This is a genomic window from Methanosarcina subterranea (assembly GCF_055385895.1).
In genome coordinates this window covers 4,824,256-4,839,087 of sequence record NZ_AP042426.1, presented here as the reverse complement: position 1 = coordinate 4,839,087, position 14,832 = coordinate 4,824,256, and the positions used below count along the sequence as shown (strand labels likewise).

General features: G+C 41.8%; 16 protein-coding genes. 7 read left to right on the top strand and 9 right to left on the bottom strand.

Annotated elements, in window-relative coordinates:
• Positions 1–256 precede the first annotated feature (256 nt).
• On the bottom strand, positions 257–997 hold the full coding sequence (locus ACZ5A8_RS21080; protein WP_464531349.1) for a prenyltransferase/squalene oxidase repeat-containing protein: 741 nt from the start codon (positions 995–997) through the stop codon (positions 257–259).
• Between the two features lie 152 nt (positions 998–1,149).
• Here ACZ5A8_RS21080 and ACZ5A8_RS21075 point away from each other — a divergent pair, with 152 nt between their 5' ends.
• The 3 genes from ACZ5A8_RS21075 to ACZ5A8_RS21065 all read left to right on the top strand — a co-directional run bounded on the left by ACZ5A8_RS21075 (position 1,150) and on the right by ACZ5A8_RS21065 (position 3,019).
• Positions 1,150–1,371 carry a hypothetical protein gene (locus tag ACZ5A8_RS21075; RefSeq protein ID WP_464531348.1) on the top strand — a complete coding sequence of 74 codons (222 nt, stop codon included), beginning with the start codon at positions 1,150–1,152 and terminating at the stop codon, positions 1,369–1,371.
• Positions 1,372–1,784: 413 nt separating this feature from the next.
• Entirely contained in the window at positions 1,785–2,747 is a 963-nt protein-coding gene (locus ACZ5A8_RS21070; protein ID WP_464531347.1) for a DUF7490 domain-containing protein, read from the top strand.
• A complete protein-coding gene (locus ACZ5A8_RS21065) occupies positions 2,744–3,019 on the top strand; it encodes a hypothetical protein (RefSeq protein ID WP_464531346.1) in 276 nt (91 codons plus the stop codon). The genes ACZ5A8_RS21070 and ACZ5A8_RS21065 overlap by 4 nt, the downstream gene beginning before the upstream one ends.
• A gap of 138 nt (positions 3,020–3,157) precedes the next feature.
• On the opposite strand, the gene ACZ5A8_RS21060 is transcribed toward ACZ5A8_RS21065, so the two are convergent.
• Complete coding sequence (locus ACZ5A8_RS21060; protein ID WP_464534245.1) at positions 3,158–3,823, bottom strand: TfuA-related McrA-glycine thioamidation protein; 666 nt, start codon at positions 3,821–3,823, stop codon at positions 3,158–3,160.
• Positions 3,820–5,094, bottom strand: a complete 1,275-nt coding sequence (locus ACZ5A8_RS21055; protein WP_464531344.1) for a YcaO-related McrA-glycine thioamidation protein — start codon at positions 5,092–5,094, stop codon at positions 3,820–3,822. The genes ACZ5A8_RS21060 and ACZ5A8_RS21055 overlap by 4 nt, the downstream gene beginning before the upstream one ends.
• A gap of 200 nt (positions 5,095–5,294) precedes the next feature.
• Here ACZ5A8_RS21055 and ACZ5A8_RS21050 point away from each other — a divergent pair, with 200 nt between their 5' ends.
• Complete coding sequence (locus ACZ5A8_RS21050) at positions 5,295–5,522, top strand: YgaP family membrane protein (RefSeq protein ID WP_464531343.1); 228 nt, start codon at positions 5,295–5,297, stop codon at positions 5,520–5,522.
• A gap of 317 nt (positions 5,523–5,839) precedes the next feature.
• On the top strand, positions 5,840–6,076 hold the full coding sequence (locus tag ACZ5A8_RS21045; protein WP_229389405.1) for a hypothetical protein: 237 nt from the start codon (positions 5,840–5,842) through the stop codon (positions 6,074–6,076).
• Positions 6,077–6,353: 277 nt separating this feature from the next.
• Here ACZ5A8_RS21045 and ACZ5A8_RS21040 read toward each other — a convergent pair whose 3' ends face one another.
• The 5 genes from ACZ5A8_RS21040 to ACZ5A8_RS21020 all read right to left on the bottom strand — a co-directional run bounded on the left by ACZ5A8_RS21040 (position 6,354) and on the right by ACZ5A8_RS21020 (position 10,681).
• Complete coding sequence (locus ACZ5A8_RS21040; RefSeq protein WP_464534243.1) at positions 6,354–6,761, bottom strand: cysteine hydrolase family protein; 408 nt, start codon at positions 6,759–6,761, stop codon at positions 6,354–6,356.
• A 263-nt stretch (positions 6,762–7,024) separates the two neighbouring features.
• Positions 7,025–7,945 (bottom strand): pirin family protein, encoded by a 921-nt coding sequence (locus ACZ5A8_RS21035; protein WP_464531342.1) that lies wholly within the window; start codon positions 7,943–7,945, stop codon positions 7,025–7,027.
• 101 nt (positions 7,946–8,046) lie between these two features.
• Positions 8,047–8,250, bottom strand: coding sequence for a hypothetical protein (locus ACZ5A8_RS21030; protein WP_464531340.1), 204 nt, complete (start codon positions 8,248–8,250; stop codon positions 8,047–8,049).
• Positions 8,217–8,489 (bottom strand): cysteine hydrolase family protein, encoded by a 273-nt coding sequence (locus ACZ5A8_RS21025; protein ID WP_464531339.1) that lies wholly within the window; start codon positions 8,487–8,489, stop codon positions 8,217–8,219. The genes ACZ5A8_RS21030 and ACZ5A8_RS21025 overlap by 34 nt, the downstream gene beginning before the upstream one ends.
• Positions 8,490–10,552: 2,063 nt before the next feature.
• The gene (locus tag ACZ5A8_RS21020) at positions 10,553–10,681 is read right to left on the bottom strand and encodes a hypothetical protein (RefSeq protein ID WP_464531338.1); all 129 of its coding nucleotides are present in this window, start codon (positions 10,679–10,681) and stop codon (positions 10,553–10,555) included.
• 76 nt (positions 10,682–10,757) lie between these two features.
• Here ACZ5A8_RS21020 and ACZ5A8_RS21015 point away from each other — a divergent pair, with 76 nt between their 5' ends.
• Positions 10,758–10,946 carry a hypothetical protein gene (locus tag ACZ5A8_RS21015; RefSeq protein ID WP_464531337.1) on the top strand — a complete coding sequence of 63 codons (189 nt, stop codon included), beginning with the start codon at positions 10,758–10,760 and terminating at the stop codon, positions 10,944–10,946.
• Between the two features lie 383 nt (positions 10,947–11,329).
• Here the strand turns inward: ACZ5A8_RS21015 and ACZ5A8_RS21010 are convergent, their stop codons facing one another.
• On the bottom strand, positions 11,330–11,878 hold the full coding sequence (locus ACZ5A8_RS21010; protein WP_464531335.1) for a hypothetical protein: 549 nt from the start codon (positions 11,876–11,878) through the stop codon (positions 11,330–11,332).
• 526 nt (positions 11,879–12,404) lie between these two features.
• On the opposite strand from ACZ5A8_RS21010, the gene ACZ5A8_RS21005 reads away from it, so the two are divergent.
• Positions 12,405–14,711 carry a heavy metal translocating P-type ATPase gene (locus ACZ5A8_RS21005; protein WP_464531334.1) on the top strand — a complete coding sequence of 769 codons (2,307 nt, stop codon included), beginning with the start codon at positions 12,405–12,407 and terminating at the stop codon, positions 14,709–14,711.
• The last annotated feature ends 121 nt before the right edge of the window (positions 14,712–14,832 follow it).

Below are 14,832 nucleotides of genomic sequence, written 5' to 3'. Positions count from 1 at the left end.
TGATTTGTTGTTTTTTTCTCTATAGCAATCTTAATTGATAAGATAAAATAATATTCTTTAATATATATGTTTATTGGTGAAAAACTGCCTAAATCTGGGTTTTAATTTATATTTTTTGGGAAACAGCTTTCTGTAAGTAGATCCTGATAAAAGACTGAAAAGAAAAAAAGCCAATATAAAAACCGGATGAAAGAGAAGGAGAAAAGTCTCAGGATAAAAATAAAAAAGGATAAAGAAATAAATCAAGTTTGCCTGTTCAGGACCGTTCGTACATCCCGAGTGTGCTCAGAGCCAGGGAAGTTGCGTTTATGTCGTCTTCTTTGTTTCCCCAGGCTCCACTTTTCCGGGCTTTTCCAAGGAGCCAATCGATTGAATTCCCAATTTCCTTTTTGAAACCTGCAAGGAGAAGAGCCTGAATTGCCAGATTGCTTGTGGAAATATATTCCCAGCCTCCATCCTGTCCTTTTTTTGAAAGAATCCATTCAGCCTTTTCCCGGATAAAAGCTTCAAAATTCCTGCTTTCTGTCAGGTTTTCCTGTTTTTTGAGGGCCGAGATAATGAGGGAAGTAGTGCCAACCTGCTCCCAGGCAGGACCGTAGTTTTCGTATAGCCAGTTACATCCCTCTATATCGGCAACCTCCATATCAGCGAGAGCCGCAAGACTATAGGCAGTATCATAGACATCTTCGTTCCATGAGCCTTCTTTTTTCATGGAAAGCAGCCACTTTTCCGGTGCCCTGAATATAATCCCTTCAACCGAAAGGGCTGAACAGGCTCTCGCCGTGTCTCTTACTGAGGAGTTCCAGCAGTCACCTTCTTTTTTACGGATTAGGCGGGTAATATAGGGGTTCGGGAGTCCCCATAAAGCATGAGCCGATACTGTACTTGCAAGTTCCTTTACGGACTGAATTTGCTGGGCAAAGAGCCATTCGAAGCCTTTTTTCACGATATCGAATTCTACTCTGCTTAACGTTTCTGGGTGCTTTTCAGACTCCATTTATTAAAACCTGACCGAAAACCTGATCGGGACCGTTTTAGCCTGTTTTCAGGTAATTGCCTCTCGGAGGTTGATACATATATATAAATCCATGTGCAGATTTTGAATAGAAAGTCGAATAAAGAGTCAATTTACTGAGGAGAAACTTACAAATGCCAGGAGGAGACGGTAATGGTCCTGCAGGTCAGGGTCCAGGGATAGGCAAAAGTAATGAAGGTAAAGAACGGTGCAGGGTCAGGAGTGCAAAAGCCTCGGGTGGTCCCGGAGGCACGTGTATTTGTCCTCAGTGCGGGCTCGAAGCTCCCCACAAGCCGGGGGTACCCTGCAATGAAATGGAATGCGGGAGTTGCGGAAGTTCGATGAGAAGGAAATGATCCAAAATTAAGGTTTCTATTAGGGACAGAGTGCACGCACGATAAGACTTCGGCTTTTGCATGCCGTCCTACTTTTTCCATCATTTCTCCAATCAAGAACCGGTCGACTCTAGCTTTTTCCAGTGTCCCATCATAATCATATCGTTCCTTTCCACAAAGTCCAGAAGAACTATGCTTCCGCGATTCTCTGAACAAGATGCACTTTTTGCTTTTTATGAACCTTCTGTCGCGAGTGGAAATTTCCCTATAGTCTACTCTCCATGATCAAATAATCTGAGTTTTACTCCATACTCGAGCTTTAATGGGTATATATTAATAATTTTTATCAAATAATTCCTACGGAAAGGGAAAAATGTCCATAAAGGCAAAAAGCATATACTCCTTAATGCAATTAATGAAGAGGAGGATAGACCTTGGGAAAACAGAGGATCAAACCAACCCATATGTTAATTTTGATGTCCATTATCCTCCTTTTTACCTCAGGAAGCGGTTGCATCCGGAGTTTTGAAGAGGAAAGCTACTACAACATCAGGGATATGGACATTTCAGCAGATCGTGCAGGGACTTCTTTTGTAGACCTCAACGTCACTACATACGTAGAAAAATATCAGGGGGACACAGATAAAAACACCTCTCTTATTCTGAAAGTTTACAGCAGAGAGAGCGGGCTGCTTGAAGTACAGGAGGAATTGAAGCTCGGAAAGCTGAAAGCAGGGGAAACAAGAGCCGTAAGTCAGAGCCTGAGCCTGCCCAAGACCGGAGGATATAATATACGTTCGGTTATCTTCGAAGACAAAATCCAGAAGGGCAGCGGGGAAATCAAAGTTTACAACCTGGATTTTCTGCCTGCTGACGTGCAGGAAATAGGGATCGAAATTTCCGAAATGGATTTCAGGGTCAGGAAGGTGGAGGACGGAAAAGTCCTCATTGAAAGCGATATTTACCTGACAAACGAGGGCAAGAAAACCAGTCAGGATTTTCGTACACTTGTCAAGGTCCGGGAAATGGATGCAGGTCTCCTTGCAGATAAGGTCTGGATTCAGACCGGGGAAATCAAGCCCGAGGCAACAGTTATCCGGAGTGTTAACCTGACAATGCCGGACCAGTACAACTATGCTGTCGAAGTGTTGATCTGGAACAATGATACTATCGTTAGGCGTGGAGAAGATTATATCCAGCTCCATCCGGAAATAGAGGTTAAGGATAAGACTGCAACTGAGACAAAAAAGATTCAGACCAGTGAATTCGAAAATGTGGACGAATATGAAATGGTCCCTGAAGAGGAATATGAAGAAGAACCTACTCCAGGGTTCAGCCTGCTCCTGTCAGCAGTCCTGCTTTGTTCGGCAGCAGTTTTAAGGAGGCGGTTTGGATGAGTGAAACAGAAGACCTCAGTAATACAGAGGATCTCAGACCAGAGACAATAAAGGCAAAGGCGCCAGATCTCGGGGAGAACTTCAAGAAAGGAGTTTTTTTGATTGCCATGTTGCTTCTGCTTGTGGCAACCTTCCAGCTCTATTTCTCCATATCGCGGGTAATCAATATGTGGTTCGAGTATCAGTATATCCACATTTTCACGGCTGCATATAATTTCATTGTCCTGCTCGTAAGCCTGTACATCATCAGGCTGTACATAATAAAGCGCTGAAATTTGCCTGAAAGGCTGAAGACCAGCCCCGAAATATAAAAGGAGACTCACAGAAGAAAATCTGAAAAAACAGGCTTGAAGAAGCTATAATCTCAAAAAATAGGTTTGAAGAGCTGAAACCGTTGATTTTATAAGACCTTAAGTTTCAGCCTCTTCAACCAGTTTTTTTACGGTTTCAAGCACAAGGACTGCATCCTGCCTCTTTACATCAACTTCGCTGTTAATGCAAAAATCAAGAAGTTTCTTTCTTTTTTCTTCCGGCATCAGACCCTTTTTTGCCCCTTCCTTTGTAAGTCCGAGATAGCTCCTGTCAGGGTAGTAAGTATTGATTGCAAGTTCCAGAAGGTCATCGTGTTCTTTTTCACTTACAAGTCCGGCAGCATTAGCGGCTTTAAAGGTTTCCCGGATATTTACCAGGGGCACGGAGATGGGCTCAAACGTATCAGGATTGGTGCTTACGGCTACTTCATCATCGGACTCGATAATGCCATCCCGGTACCATTCATAGACTTTCCCGACGCCTATCATGCCATGTGTGTCCAGTTCCGAAGCCCGAAGGGCTCCCATGCTGGCACCACCCACAACTTTCACTCCTGCACTAAGGGCAGACATTATCTCTCTGTGTCCTACTGCAGCCCGGTCAAAGAAAATCCCGTCTATGATCCCCATGACCGTATACCCCTGCTGGACGAATTTTTCAAGCTGGAACCTGCGTACGGGGGGCTGGTAGTTTGCCCTGAGGATTTTTTTTGCATCTTCATGGCTGATGCTATTTCCTGTGAAAATGACTGCTCTTGCTTTCATCTTCTTTTCCACGGCTTATCGTTTATGTCCCTGGAAAACTCTCTCTTCTTCCCTGCGTTAATTCTCTTTCCTTTGCGGTCACGGTCGATCGTGAAAAGTTCAAAGCCCGGTATGATTACCCTGACTACAGGCACTGCGATTTCTTCTCTTGAGAGGTCCACTACAAGCACCCTTTCAGCAAGGCTCTTTAGATTTTCAAGTATCACGTCTATATTTTCTGCAGGGCTCTTTCTGGAGAGGTCCTGCACTTCGGAAAGGGAAATCTTTTCTCCTTCTTGGAACCAGAACCAGTTCAGGCGCTTCATGCGGTCGTACCCTACGCTTCTGATAAAGCCTTCCCTGTCCGTGTCTTCCCTTGCGCCCTGAATCTGGACAACCCTCGACTGTGCAGCTTCAGTTATTGCCCTTGCAACTGCGATCTCAGGTTTAGGGTGGGAGCCTGCCCCCATAACCAGAAGAGCCGGATCTTTCAATTTTGCGTCATCAGTCGCCGCAATAACTGTAGGGATTCCGGTATCCGTGGGGACAAGCCAGACTTTCAGGTTTATTCCGGCATCTTTGAACTTCCGGGCAAGATCATACAGGTATCCGTCTTCTTCGGTCAGCACAATCTCTTTTCCAAGGTCTCGGGTAAACTGGGCTATGCTGATTGCATCCCTTTCTATAACCTCAAGAAGCCCGTGCAGGATAGCTTCCTCAAGCACATTTCCTGAAGCCAGCCCGTTGGTATTGCTCAGGAAAAACTTCTGGCACTGCCCCGGGGCGTCATAGGGGTGGTAGACAGCATTTGCGCTCACGAATACTTCTTCTCCGCTCAGCAAATCGTGCGCTCCTACCCACTCAAGCAGAGAGCTTGGGTTAAAGGGCTGGGCCAGGAGCAGGGAACCGGGGTCAAGCACGCTGCAGTTTTCCCTGGCATTTAAATAAGACTCTACAAGGGCCGGAGCAGAAATGTCTCCCGGAATGTTTGCGTTCAGGCCGGGTCTTTCTGCCAGGCAGCGCTCAAAACTCTCCATTATTGCCGAAATCCTGGCTCTTTGCTCGGTTGAGCCTTTACCTGAGTAGATGCTGATCGCTCCCGGGGCGGCACTGGGGCGGATTGCCGAGAAGATCGGAATCCCGAGCCTGTCCAGGTTTGTGATATCTGCAATTCGGGTAACACCTATCTTTTTTATCTGATCTTTTGTATTTTCAAGGGTCGTGGCTTCATCATACACGCGCTGGGTGCCTTCGATGTATGAGAGAGACCTGTCAATTTTTATTTCGGGCATAGCTAGAAACCTTCTCATCTCTTGTTATATATTTTGTGATTTTTCGGGAATTTACGGACCTTTTTTACAGGGGGTTCTCATAGTTTCCCTGTTCAGGACTTTTTTGACAAGCGAAATATAAACAGAATACAAACAGAATAACGCTATATATTGAGGGGATCTATAAGTATGTAAGAGGGTTTATAAGGGGGTTTTGTCCGATGAATATCAAACGATTATTTCTGGAACAAAACGTAGGAGGCTTTGACCTCGTCATCCGAACCATACTTGGAGTGGTTGCAACTCTTGCTCTTGCAATGAACCTTGTAAAGAGTTCTCCTTTAAAGTGGATCGTCGCGCTTATAGCTTTTACCGGACTCTATAGCTCGATCCTTAGACACTGCACTCCTTATACTATTCTTGGGATCAACACTGCAAAGAAAAAATGAAAATATGTGTAGAAGACTATCCTGATTCACTATGTTTAAAGAAATATCTGTTTTTCAGTTTCTTTTTTCAGATCCTTCTCTTAAAAACTAAGCTGTTAGTTTCTGGTTTTTTTCTCCGGGTTCTACTTGATTTCTTCTTTTTTTAACAGTTGGACTATATTCTGTAACAGCCATTTATTTTGTAAATGCACGAAAAATATATTGGGAGAACCTGTCCTTTTAGTGCCACAAAATGACTAATTTTTGCCACTCTACTTTATATATAAGTTCTATATTTCTTTATACAATCTGAAATTAAATGTAAAGATGATGGGAAAATGAGCGAGATAAAAATCTGTGAAGTTAGGTGTCCAAACTGTAAAAAATGGTTCAGCTCAAAAATTGCTCAATTTGAAGATGCAGAAACATTTAAGCACGCTATAACATACAAAAACGCAGAACCATGCCCGTATTGTAAGACAATGATTTCCCATGACAAAGAAATCATGAGATTCTTAGAAAAAGATAACACTGGTAAAGTTATCAAAGAAACCAGGTGCATATATAATTTTTAAGCTCTGCAAAAATATCCTGAAATAACAAACCCCATAATAACGAATTACCATTAACTAGACCGAATGACCTGGTAAATCTTTACTTGTTTATTTTCGGTTTCTTACAGCTGATTTAATTGGTTTCATAGAAACCATTTTTCAGCAAATATTTCATCTTTTTCGATTCTACTGCAGTATCATGTACTAGACAAGTCCAGAAACGGCTTCGTATAAGAGGATCTAAGTAAAAAAGGAATCTTGTGTAATAATTGCCGCATGCCTCTTACTCTGTCCGTGTTCACTTTGGTGTGACCATCTTTCCATTGCCATACGCCATCGCAGTATCGAGCAGGTGACCCCCAGCTAGGCAGATGCTCTCTGAATACCTTGTATATAGCCATCCTTTTGCTTCGTCTATGCGCCAATCTGCCTGAAGTTCTGCACCAACCGACCACCAGTTGCGCATCTTCACACCCGCTTGGGCAAGAGTAGCTATGGTAGCTTCACGTTCAAAAATGCTTACAGGCCCACTCGCATCGATGACTGCGTGGACGTCACCCCCATCAAGAACTGCATCTAATGACGGAAATTGCAAGCAAGTTGAATCGCTGATTCCTGCAATTATGAACTTTTTTCTTCCCGTATTATTTACAGCCTCTCTAAATTCCTGCCAGTGCCATGCGTTAATAATACCGGGACGGTGGATTACCTTAACATCGGGAATAATGTACTCAATTCAGGAAGAATAGTGCCGTTCGGTCCCCAGTCCAAGCTCGTGGTGAGGATCACGGGGAGATCAAATATCTTTGCCGTCTTGGCCATATCTATGACATTATTCTTAAACTCTTCCTGAGTCATTCTCGCACAAGTTGCATGAGACTTACCTGGTGATCGATAAGCAGTAGCGCCGAATTTTCTGGAGTAAGAGCATCATGAGGCCCCCATGCTCTTGATACTTGCTCATTTTAGTTACCTCTCCTTTCTATGTTGCTTTATAAAAGTCCTGTTGTTCAGTTCATCAAAAGCGATACGCAACTCCTCTTGAGTGTTCATTACAATAGGACCATACCAGGCGACCGGTTCACCAATAGGCTTTCCAGATATTAGCAAGAACCTGACATGATCTCCTTCGGTTGAAACCATAACCTGATCACCATCACTAAAGAGAACAACATCTCCGTTTTCCAGGAAAGGGTCTCGCTTCATATCAAAATAGTTGATACCGTGTATCTCGTAGGAAAACGGATCCTTTTCCTTGCAGAAGTATCCCTTTCCCTCAATGACGTAAGCCAGCACTGTGTGTCCACGTCTGGTAGGGTGAAAGAATTCCGATCCAGCTGGAACAGTTACATCAAGATATTCTGGATCAGTGACTATATCTCTAACTGGCCCCTGTTTACTTCCGACGGTTCCGCAAATGACCCTTATCTTTGTGCCATTCTCCAGCGATAGCGTCGGGATCTGGTCATTTTTCACGTCCCTGTATCGCGGGTCCATCATTTTGTGAGATTTAGGTAGGTTAGCCCATAGTTGAAATCCATACATCAAACCTTCCTGATCTCCTTTGGGCATTTCCTGATGAATAATTCCATTTCCGGCAGTCATCCATTGCACATCACCTGATGAAATAATTCCTCTGTTTCTCATGCTGTCCCCATGTTCGACATCACCACGAAGAACATACGTGATTGTCTCTATGCCACGGTGAGGATGCCAGGGAAAACCTTTGATGTAGTGTTCCGGATTATCGGACCTAAAATCATCAAGGAGCAAAAAGGGGTCGAAAATAGGAACCTGGCTGAACCCAAATGCTCTTTTGAGGTGGACCCCTGCTCCTTCAATTGTGGGCTTACTCTTCAGGACCTTTGCTATCTTTCTAGTTTCAATCATGATATTCTCCGTTGCTATGAAGTTGTTATTTGATACTCTATTCTTCCTGGAAAATTATTGAAACCCGATCATTGCACCATATTTTGAATAAACCTCTTTTATCAGCTCGCCTGCCTTTGGATTATTCCAATCATGCATCCATTCCGAGACCAGCGATTCGGTCGTAATCGGGATGACTCCTGCCTGTAGCATTCTCTTGACTCCATATTTATGCGCATCTGGAGTCGAGTCCCAGCAGCATCGATCAATCCGTAAACTTCATACCCTTCCTTTAAGGCGTGTAGAGCAGTATATGTAAAGCACATGCTGGTCCATAGTCCTGAAATGACCATTTTATTTCTATCCAGCTTCTTAATGGCATCCGGGTTTTTTCATTTTCGAAAGCATCAAAACTCGGACCTCCCCGTGCAAACACTTCCTGATTCGGGAACATTTTGCTAACTTCCGGGATAAACTCGCCCATTGCTTTACGGTTAATAGAAGATAGAACAACAGGGACATCCAGGATATTCGCAGCTTTCGCTGCTCCGACAACTGCATTCATGATCAGGCTCTTATGTCCTGAACCGATGCTTTTAAATATTGAAGGCTGGTAATCTACCAGAACCCGAAAACTATTTTTTATCTGTTAATAGCTCTAATTTTCCATCTTTTAAGTTTGCCACCTTTTTCCCCATGGACGAAACCTGACTTACACACGCTTGAGAATTTAAAATGCTTTCAATCGGCTCGTCAGGCTTCAATAATCTTCAATAATCAAAATATTACCAGGCCAGTTCTCAAAGTCCCCAAGGATCCGTGAACTCACGCCATGATGTGATATACAAACTAAGGATACTTAAGTGCAGTCGGATCGAGTAATTGTAGAAAGACAGTTTAAGAGGCTTCTTGATGGGATTGAAGTACTATAGAGTCTGCTATTTTATTTGCATTACTAAAAGTGGCGATAAGCTTAAGCTTTCAGGCTCCCTGGCTTTTCCTGTCGTCCTCAGCCAGTCGCTAAGAGCAGTTTTCCGAGATCACAGATCATTAAAAAAGACGTCTTCAGTTCTTCAGCCACGTCTTTGGATTCATGAGGGCTTCCAGACAATGTAAACCAAACTCTAAAAAGTTTTTTAAGTAATGAGGCCGTTTACTTTTTAATGAGAAGAGAGAAAATTCTTACCTCCATGTTCTCTTTTCTTTCTTTCTTTCTTTTCAATTATATTCGCGTCATAGTAAAAGTCTTGCAGTTAGTCTCTTTTAAAAAACTAAGTGTTTTTTCATCTTCTTCAAGAACAAGCCCCAGTTAGATAGGTTCTGGCATTGCAAGTACTTTCTTTCATATGATTGAATAATTTATGTCTCAGTTCTAAGTTTTTGCAGGCTTTATTATTAATTCTAATCTTGGAAACTATCTGGAATAGTAAAATAGTAGTAGATTAACTAAAAATGCTGTATTAATTCTGTTCCTCAATTGCGTATTATATCTGACGCAGAATAGAACTAAAAAACATATTCAGAAGAGATATAACGAGTTAAATATTTAAAAGAAATTAAATATTTACTCAGCTTCAGGGATAAAAGAGAAAAACCTGATATGAATCGGAAAAGGAAAATATGATAAATGAGGGGTTAGACATGCTTCTCCAACTCTGATTTCACTTTCTGTATCTTTTCCTGCCCGTACTTCATGTCCATGCTCTTCTTGATACCTAACTCGGTGACGATCAGGCAGACCTTAGGTTAATTCCGCCTGTTCTAGCGTTTTAAGGGTGCAGTTGTTCGAATATCTGTCGACGCAGATAACCTTCCGGCCTGACCTGTTAGGCGCGATAAAATTCTCGATGTGAGTACCTATTGAGGGGATGCACTCAATTTTCGCCTTTTATTCCAATGAAGAAGCCTACATGCATCATTCGTTGCCTGCCCTGAATTTGAGGATCCTGAGCACTGGAATATCCAGGGGAGTTGTTTCTGTACTGCCTCATTATCTTGCACACAGTCGCCTTTACTTGCTTTGATTCTGGATATTTAATTCGTTTTTATTTATTCAACACACAGAGTCATGTAGAGAAATTCCGGTATCTGTAAGACGGTACATTCCATTTTCTAATTTCAAGAATTTATCGTTTAACAGAAGATCCATATGAAACTTAAAGAAGAAATCGTTTAACCCTGACTCTTCCTTTAACTGTTCTTCAGTCTTCCCAAAGACTCCAACTAGCCTGAGAAGTTTTCTTCTTGTAGGATTTATACCGGAGTTTATAAGATCTCATAAAAATCGTGGTGCAGCTATGGATATTATGTAGGTCTAACAAGAAATTAATTAAGTTCCAAACTTGTTTCGTTCAATTTTGGCGTCGCCACATATTGAACTAGCCCACCGATTGATACTTATATGATTTTCACCATATTATACTAAAGAAACCATAATAGGGCGTCTTGTTACAGAGATCCTGTGTTAGACCCCATATAGTGGGAAATTAACTATTTTTGTGCCACACCGATTTATTTAATTGGTTCTATATTTGTCGGTTTTATATTAAAATGCTTGGAATTGTTACCCAACATAATTAATTTTTTGTTAGACCCTATGTAGATCATGTCGCTTGATGTGGCTTTATACTATAAAGTATAAACTCCGGTTATAGAAGCCTTTTCCATTGCCCAATGTCCCTGTTTGACATTTTCAGCTTCAGTCGGTTCCCCTTTTTTGTTAAAATAGGCATCAATTTCATCGATGTTTTCTTTCATATCAAAAATCCATCCTTTTGAGAGTTTAAACCGGATTTTTTTAAAGTTCTGAAATCTATATTGATTTAAATCTCTTATGGCTTTTAAGCATAGAACAAGAATTCACAGAGAAGAGGGTATGTACGAGATTGCGGGCGGGTTTATAGTGCACTTTTTAGTAGAGAAAGGGTTAAACGCCTGGCAAAAGGACATGAAAATTTCGAAGTCGAAGAATTTGAAGAAGAGAGCTTCCGAAGAGGTTGTATATAGTAACTATACAAAATAAAGGTAAAGAGGTTGTGGTTTTGATTTAAACTGAGGAGTTTTACAAAGTCAAAAAAACATGAGTGAAGATAAATCCGTGACTTTTAACCCTCACTATAACAACCTTAGTTATCTTCTTTTGTACAATTAGTTTCTGACTCCTTTATTAATTACTCTTTTAAGCTTTAAAATGATAACAAAATAATGTCAAAAAATTGGTCTCACAGTGATTTGTCTTCACCATAGTTTTAATTCTTTTCATGTTTTTCGGGAGCAGCTTAATATTTAATTTGAGTATAGTCGGTCAAATATCTCTAATTTATAAATTATATCGAATAATTGAATTAAAAAAAGCATATGTCGAAGGAAAATAAGAAATATAAGAATTGAAGAAAAAGTTGATTTTTATCCTTTGTAAGGCTTTGCAACTTTGATACTTTTGTTTTCTTTTTTCATCCATTCGGAAAATGTAAGATGGTATAAAACGGAAATCATGAAAACCGGAATGGCGACACAAATTACAAACGGTACAAAATGGCCACAAAAGAAAATAAGAGAGAGCAAAACCAGCAAAAATGAGTTTACATAATAGTTTTCTTGTTGTCGAACCACTACATGCAATTTTCTATTGTGTATTTTAAGTTCGTCTTCCTCTCTAAATTGAATAGAACTTCCGATTTGTTTTAACTTGTATTCCTTTGGCACTATCAGCTGTGAAAATGGAACAATAAAGGCTATGCTAATGAAAAGTAAACATGCAAGAAGAGAATACATCGAAATAATTTGTACGTTGTCAAGTGCATGTATATTGAGTTTACCGTATACGTTAGATAATGTTAAAGTATATAGCCCAAATATTACAAATACAAATTTTATTAGTGAAAAAAATCGATCCAGATTCTTATTATATATTTCAAATAGTTCGCACTCAATTTCTTTTTGTTGACCCAACATTTTGCTGCCTCCTTAAAAATAAACGACAGTAACATATTTAAGTATTTTGAATAGACCTGTTATAACTTCAATTTGTGTTATCTCACCAGAACTTCTCCCATAGTTTTTGTTTGCGAATTCTTCGGAAGCAGCTTAATGTTTAACCTACTTTTTTCCTGTATCAGGATCTGGATGTGCACTATTTGCTGATGATACTCTCATCTAGTTTTTCGATCTGCTCCTTCCTCGTACGCGAATGTTCCTAGTGGCTGTACCTGAGTTTTTAGATGTCGAACTTCATCCTTTCTCATTCCATTCTCTATAAATTTCATTCTCTATAAATTCCATTCTCTACAATCTACACTATAGGCTACCTATTCATCTTTATGTATTTTATGAAGTTGTGGTACATTTCAATGAGTTTATCTGAGTGTGCTTAAAAGTCATACCTTTTTCCCGACTCAGGACATTTGATTCCCTTATTTTAAAATAATATTAAGGAACTATAATATCTTAAATAAAATTAAAATCAGGGGTATGAGGGATTATGCAGGCTGAGGATAAAGGGGCAAATACTGATAGCTCTAAAATTCAGGTAAATGAGCCCTCTCTTCACGATAAAAAAGACAACTCTGGCAGGGAAATGTCAGGAAATTCCCATGAATCTCATAAAGAAGGTAGGAATGAGCCTGCAGAAAACGTGTTGCATGAAGGTCATCCGGAAGACCAGACAATGCTTACTGAAGAGAAAGCGACGGATCACGGGCAGCATGGAGAGATGAAACATAAGGGTTATGAACAGTATGAGGGAGTGAAAGATCAAGGCCATGAGCAGCATGAAGGAATGGAGCATGAGGGCCATGGACCTTCCGGCGGGAAAGACCACGGAAATCATCATACCCATATGCTTGAAGATTTCAAAAGAAGATTTATCGTTTCTCTCGTGTTAACTTTCCCAGTTTTGCTGCTCTCTCCTATGATCCAGGGTTTTTTTGGCTTTGAGTTTCTTGTCCCTGGTGCGGATTTCATCATCTTTTTGCTTTCCTCGGTCGTCTACTTCTACGGCGGCTATCCGTTTCTCAAAGGGATAAAACAGGAGCTTGCTGAAAAATCGCCTGGAATGATGACCCTTATAGCTATCGCTATAAGTGTAGCTTATTTTTACAGTTCTGCTGTGGTCTTTGGGCTCATGGGAGAGGTGTTTTTCTGGGAACTGGTAACCCTTATCGATATCATGCTGCTCGGGCACTGGCTTGAGATGCGCTCTGTAATGGGGGCTTCAAGGGCGCTTGAAGAGCTGGTTAAAATCATGCCTTCGGTTGCTCATCTGAGAAAAAACGGCGAAACTGTTGACGTGCCTGTTGACCAGTTGAAAATCGGGGACAGGGTTCTGGTCAAGCCTGGGGAAAAAGTACCTGTTGACGGGACTGTAATAGAGGGAACAAGCAACGTAAATGAATCGATGCTTACAGGGGAGTCAAAGCCTGTCACGAAAAATCCGGGAAATGAGGTTATAGGAGGCTCTATCAATGGAGAGGCGGCTTTTGTCGTGGAGGTCAAAAAAACAGGGAAGGACACCTACCTCAACCAGGTCGTCGAACTCGTCAGGACAGCGCAAGAAAGCAAATCAAAAACTCAGGACCTGGCAAATAGGGCTGCACTGTACCTCACGATCATAGCCCTGACTGTCGGGACCTTCACTTTTGTCTTCTGGACCCTTTTCGGGCAGGCACTTGTCTTTGCCCTTGAAAGAGCGGTTACCGTAATGGTCATCACCTGCCCGCATGCCCTTGGGCTTGCAATCCCTCTAGTGGTTGCGGTTTCAACTTCGATGGCAGCAAAGTCCGGACTCCTTATCAGGGACAGGCAGGCGTTTGAAAAAGCTCGCAGCCTTGAGGCTGTAATCTTTGATAAAACAGGTACTCTCACTGAAGGTCGGTTTGGGGTAACGGATGTGGTTTCTCTCGGAGGTGAAGGTGGAGAAACAAACGACAAAATAAATGACAAAAGGATTCTCAGTCTTGCAGTTTCCCTTGAAGCCAGTTCAGAACACCCGATTGCAAGAGGGATTCTTGACAGTGCAAGGGAAAAAGGGATAGATTCTGTAACGGTCGAAAAGTTCAGTTCCATTCCGGGGAAAGGAATCGAGGGCATAATTGAAGGAAAGAAATACTTCGTAGTAAGCCCCGGCTACCTTGAGGAAGCCGGAATCGGCCTGAAAGATAAGAAAATTGACGAAATTAAGGAGCAGGGAAAAACAGTTGTATTTCTGCTTGAAGGGGATAGGGTACTCGGAGCCCTTGCCCTTGCCGATATTGTCAGGAAGGAGTCAAGGGAAGCGATTTCAAAACTCAAAGGAATGGGCATAAAATGCCTGATGCTTACAGGGGACAACCGGTATGTTGCTGCCTGGGTATCCAGGGAGCTTGATCTTGACGACTACTTTGCAGAGGTCCTTCCTCACGAAAAGGCAGCAAAGGTCATAGAAGTCCAGAAGCAGTATGTTACCGGCATGGTTGGGGACGGTGTCAATGATGCTCCTGCGCTTGCTCAGGCTGATGTGGGAATAGCTATCGGGGCAGGTACGGATGTTGCAATCGAAACCGCTGATATTGTGCTGGTCAAAAATGACCCGAGGGACGTGCTGTACATTATTGAGCTTTCCAGAAGGACATATTCCAAGATGTATCAGAACCTGCTCTGGGCAACCGGGTACAACGTTTTTGCAATTCCGCTTGCAGCAGGGGTGCTTTATGGATATGGCATTTTACTGAGTCCTGCCATAGGTGCAGTTCTCATGAGCCTGAGTACCGTAATCGTAGCGATAAATGCAAGAGCTTTAAAGATGGGGTGATTTAATGTTCGGAATATTTCGCAGCTTGAGAAAGATACTGGCTCTGGTAGCCTTAGTTTCTGCAGCGACCAGATTCATTTCAAAGCGCACAAGGGGAAAAAGAAGATAAAATCGGTGTAGA

What these genes read in the sequence shown, in the direction of transcription:
- ACZ5A8_RS21050 (WP_464531343.1), top strand. Translation starts at nt 5,295, where the DNA reads ATGAATATCAAACGATTATTTCTGGAACAAAACGTAGGAGGCTTTGAC.
- ACZ5A8_RS21065 (WP_464531346.1), top strand. Translation starts at nt 2,744, where the DNA reads ATGAGTGAAACAGAAGACCTCAGTAATACAGAGGATCTCAGACCAGAG.
- ACZ5A8_RS21060 (WP_464534245.1), bottom strand. Translation starts at nt 3,823, where the DNA reads ATGAAAGCAAGAGCAGTCATTTTCACAGGAAATAGCATCAGCCATGAA.
- ACZ5A8_RS21075 (WP_464531348.1), top strand. Translation starts at nt 1,150, where the DNA reads ATGCCAGGAGGAGACGGTAATGGTCCTGCAGGTCAGGGTCCAGGGATA.
- ACZ5A8_RS21010 (WP_464531335.1), bottom strand. Translation starts at nt 11,878, where the DNA reads ATGTTGGGTCAACAAAAAGAAATTGAGTGCGAACTATTTGAAATATAT.
- ACZ5A8_RS21035 (WP_464531342.1), bottom strand. Translation starts at nt 7,945, where the DNA reads ATGATTGAAACTAGAAAGATAGCAAAGGTCCTGAAGAGTAAGCCCACA.
- ACZ5A8_RS21030 (WP_464531340.1), bottom strand. Translation starts at nt 8,250, where the DNA reads ATGTGCTTTACATATACTGCTCTACACGCCTTAAAGGAAGGGTATGAA.
- ACZ5A8_RS21020 (WP_464531338.1), bottom strand. Translation starts at nt 10,681, where the DNA reads ATGAAAGAAAACATCGATGAAATTGATGCCTATTTTAACAAAAAAGGG.
- ACZ5A8_RS21055 (WP_464531344.1), bottom strand. Translation starts at nt 5,094, where the DNA reads ATGCCCGAAATAAAAATTGACAGGTCTCTCTCATACATCGAAGGCACC.
- ACZ5A8_RS21025 (WP_464531339.1), bottom strand. Translation starts at nt 8,489, where the DNA reads ATGAATGCAGTTGTCGGAGCAGCGAAAGCTGCGAATATCCTGGATGTC.
- ACZ5A8_RS21045 (WP_229389405.1), top strand. Translation starts at nt 5,840, where the DNA reads ATGAGCGAGATAAAAATCTGTGAAGTTAGGTGTCCAAACTGTAAAAAA.
- ACZ5A8_RS21015 (WP_464531337.1), top strand. Translation starts at nt 10,758, where the DNA reads ATGGCTTTTAAGCATAGAACAAGAATTCACAGAGAAGAGGGTATGTAC.
- ACZ5A8_RS21005 (WP_464531334.1), top strand. Translation starts at nt 12,405, where the DNA reads ATGCAGGCTGAGGATAAAGGGGCAAATACTGATAGCTCTAAAATTCAG.
- ACZ5A8_RS21080 (WP_464531349.1), bottom strand. Translation starts at nt 997, where the DNA reads ATGGAGTCTGAAAAGCACCCAGAAACGTTAAGCAGAGTAGAATTCGAT.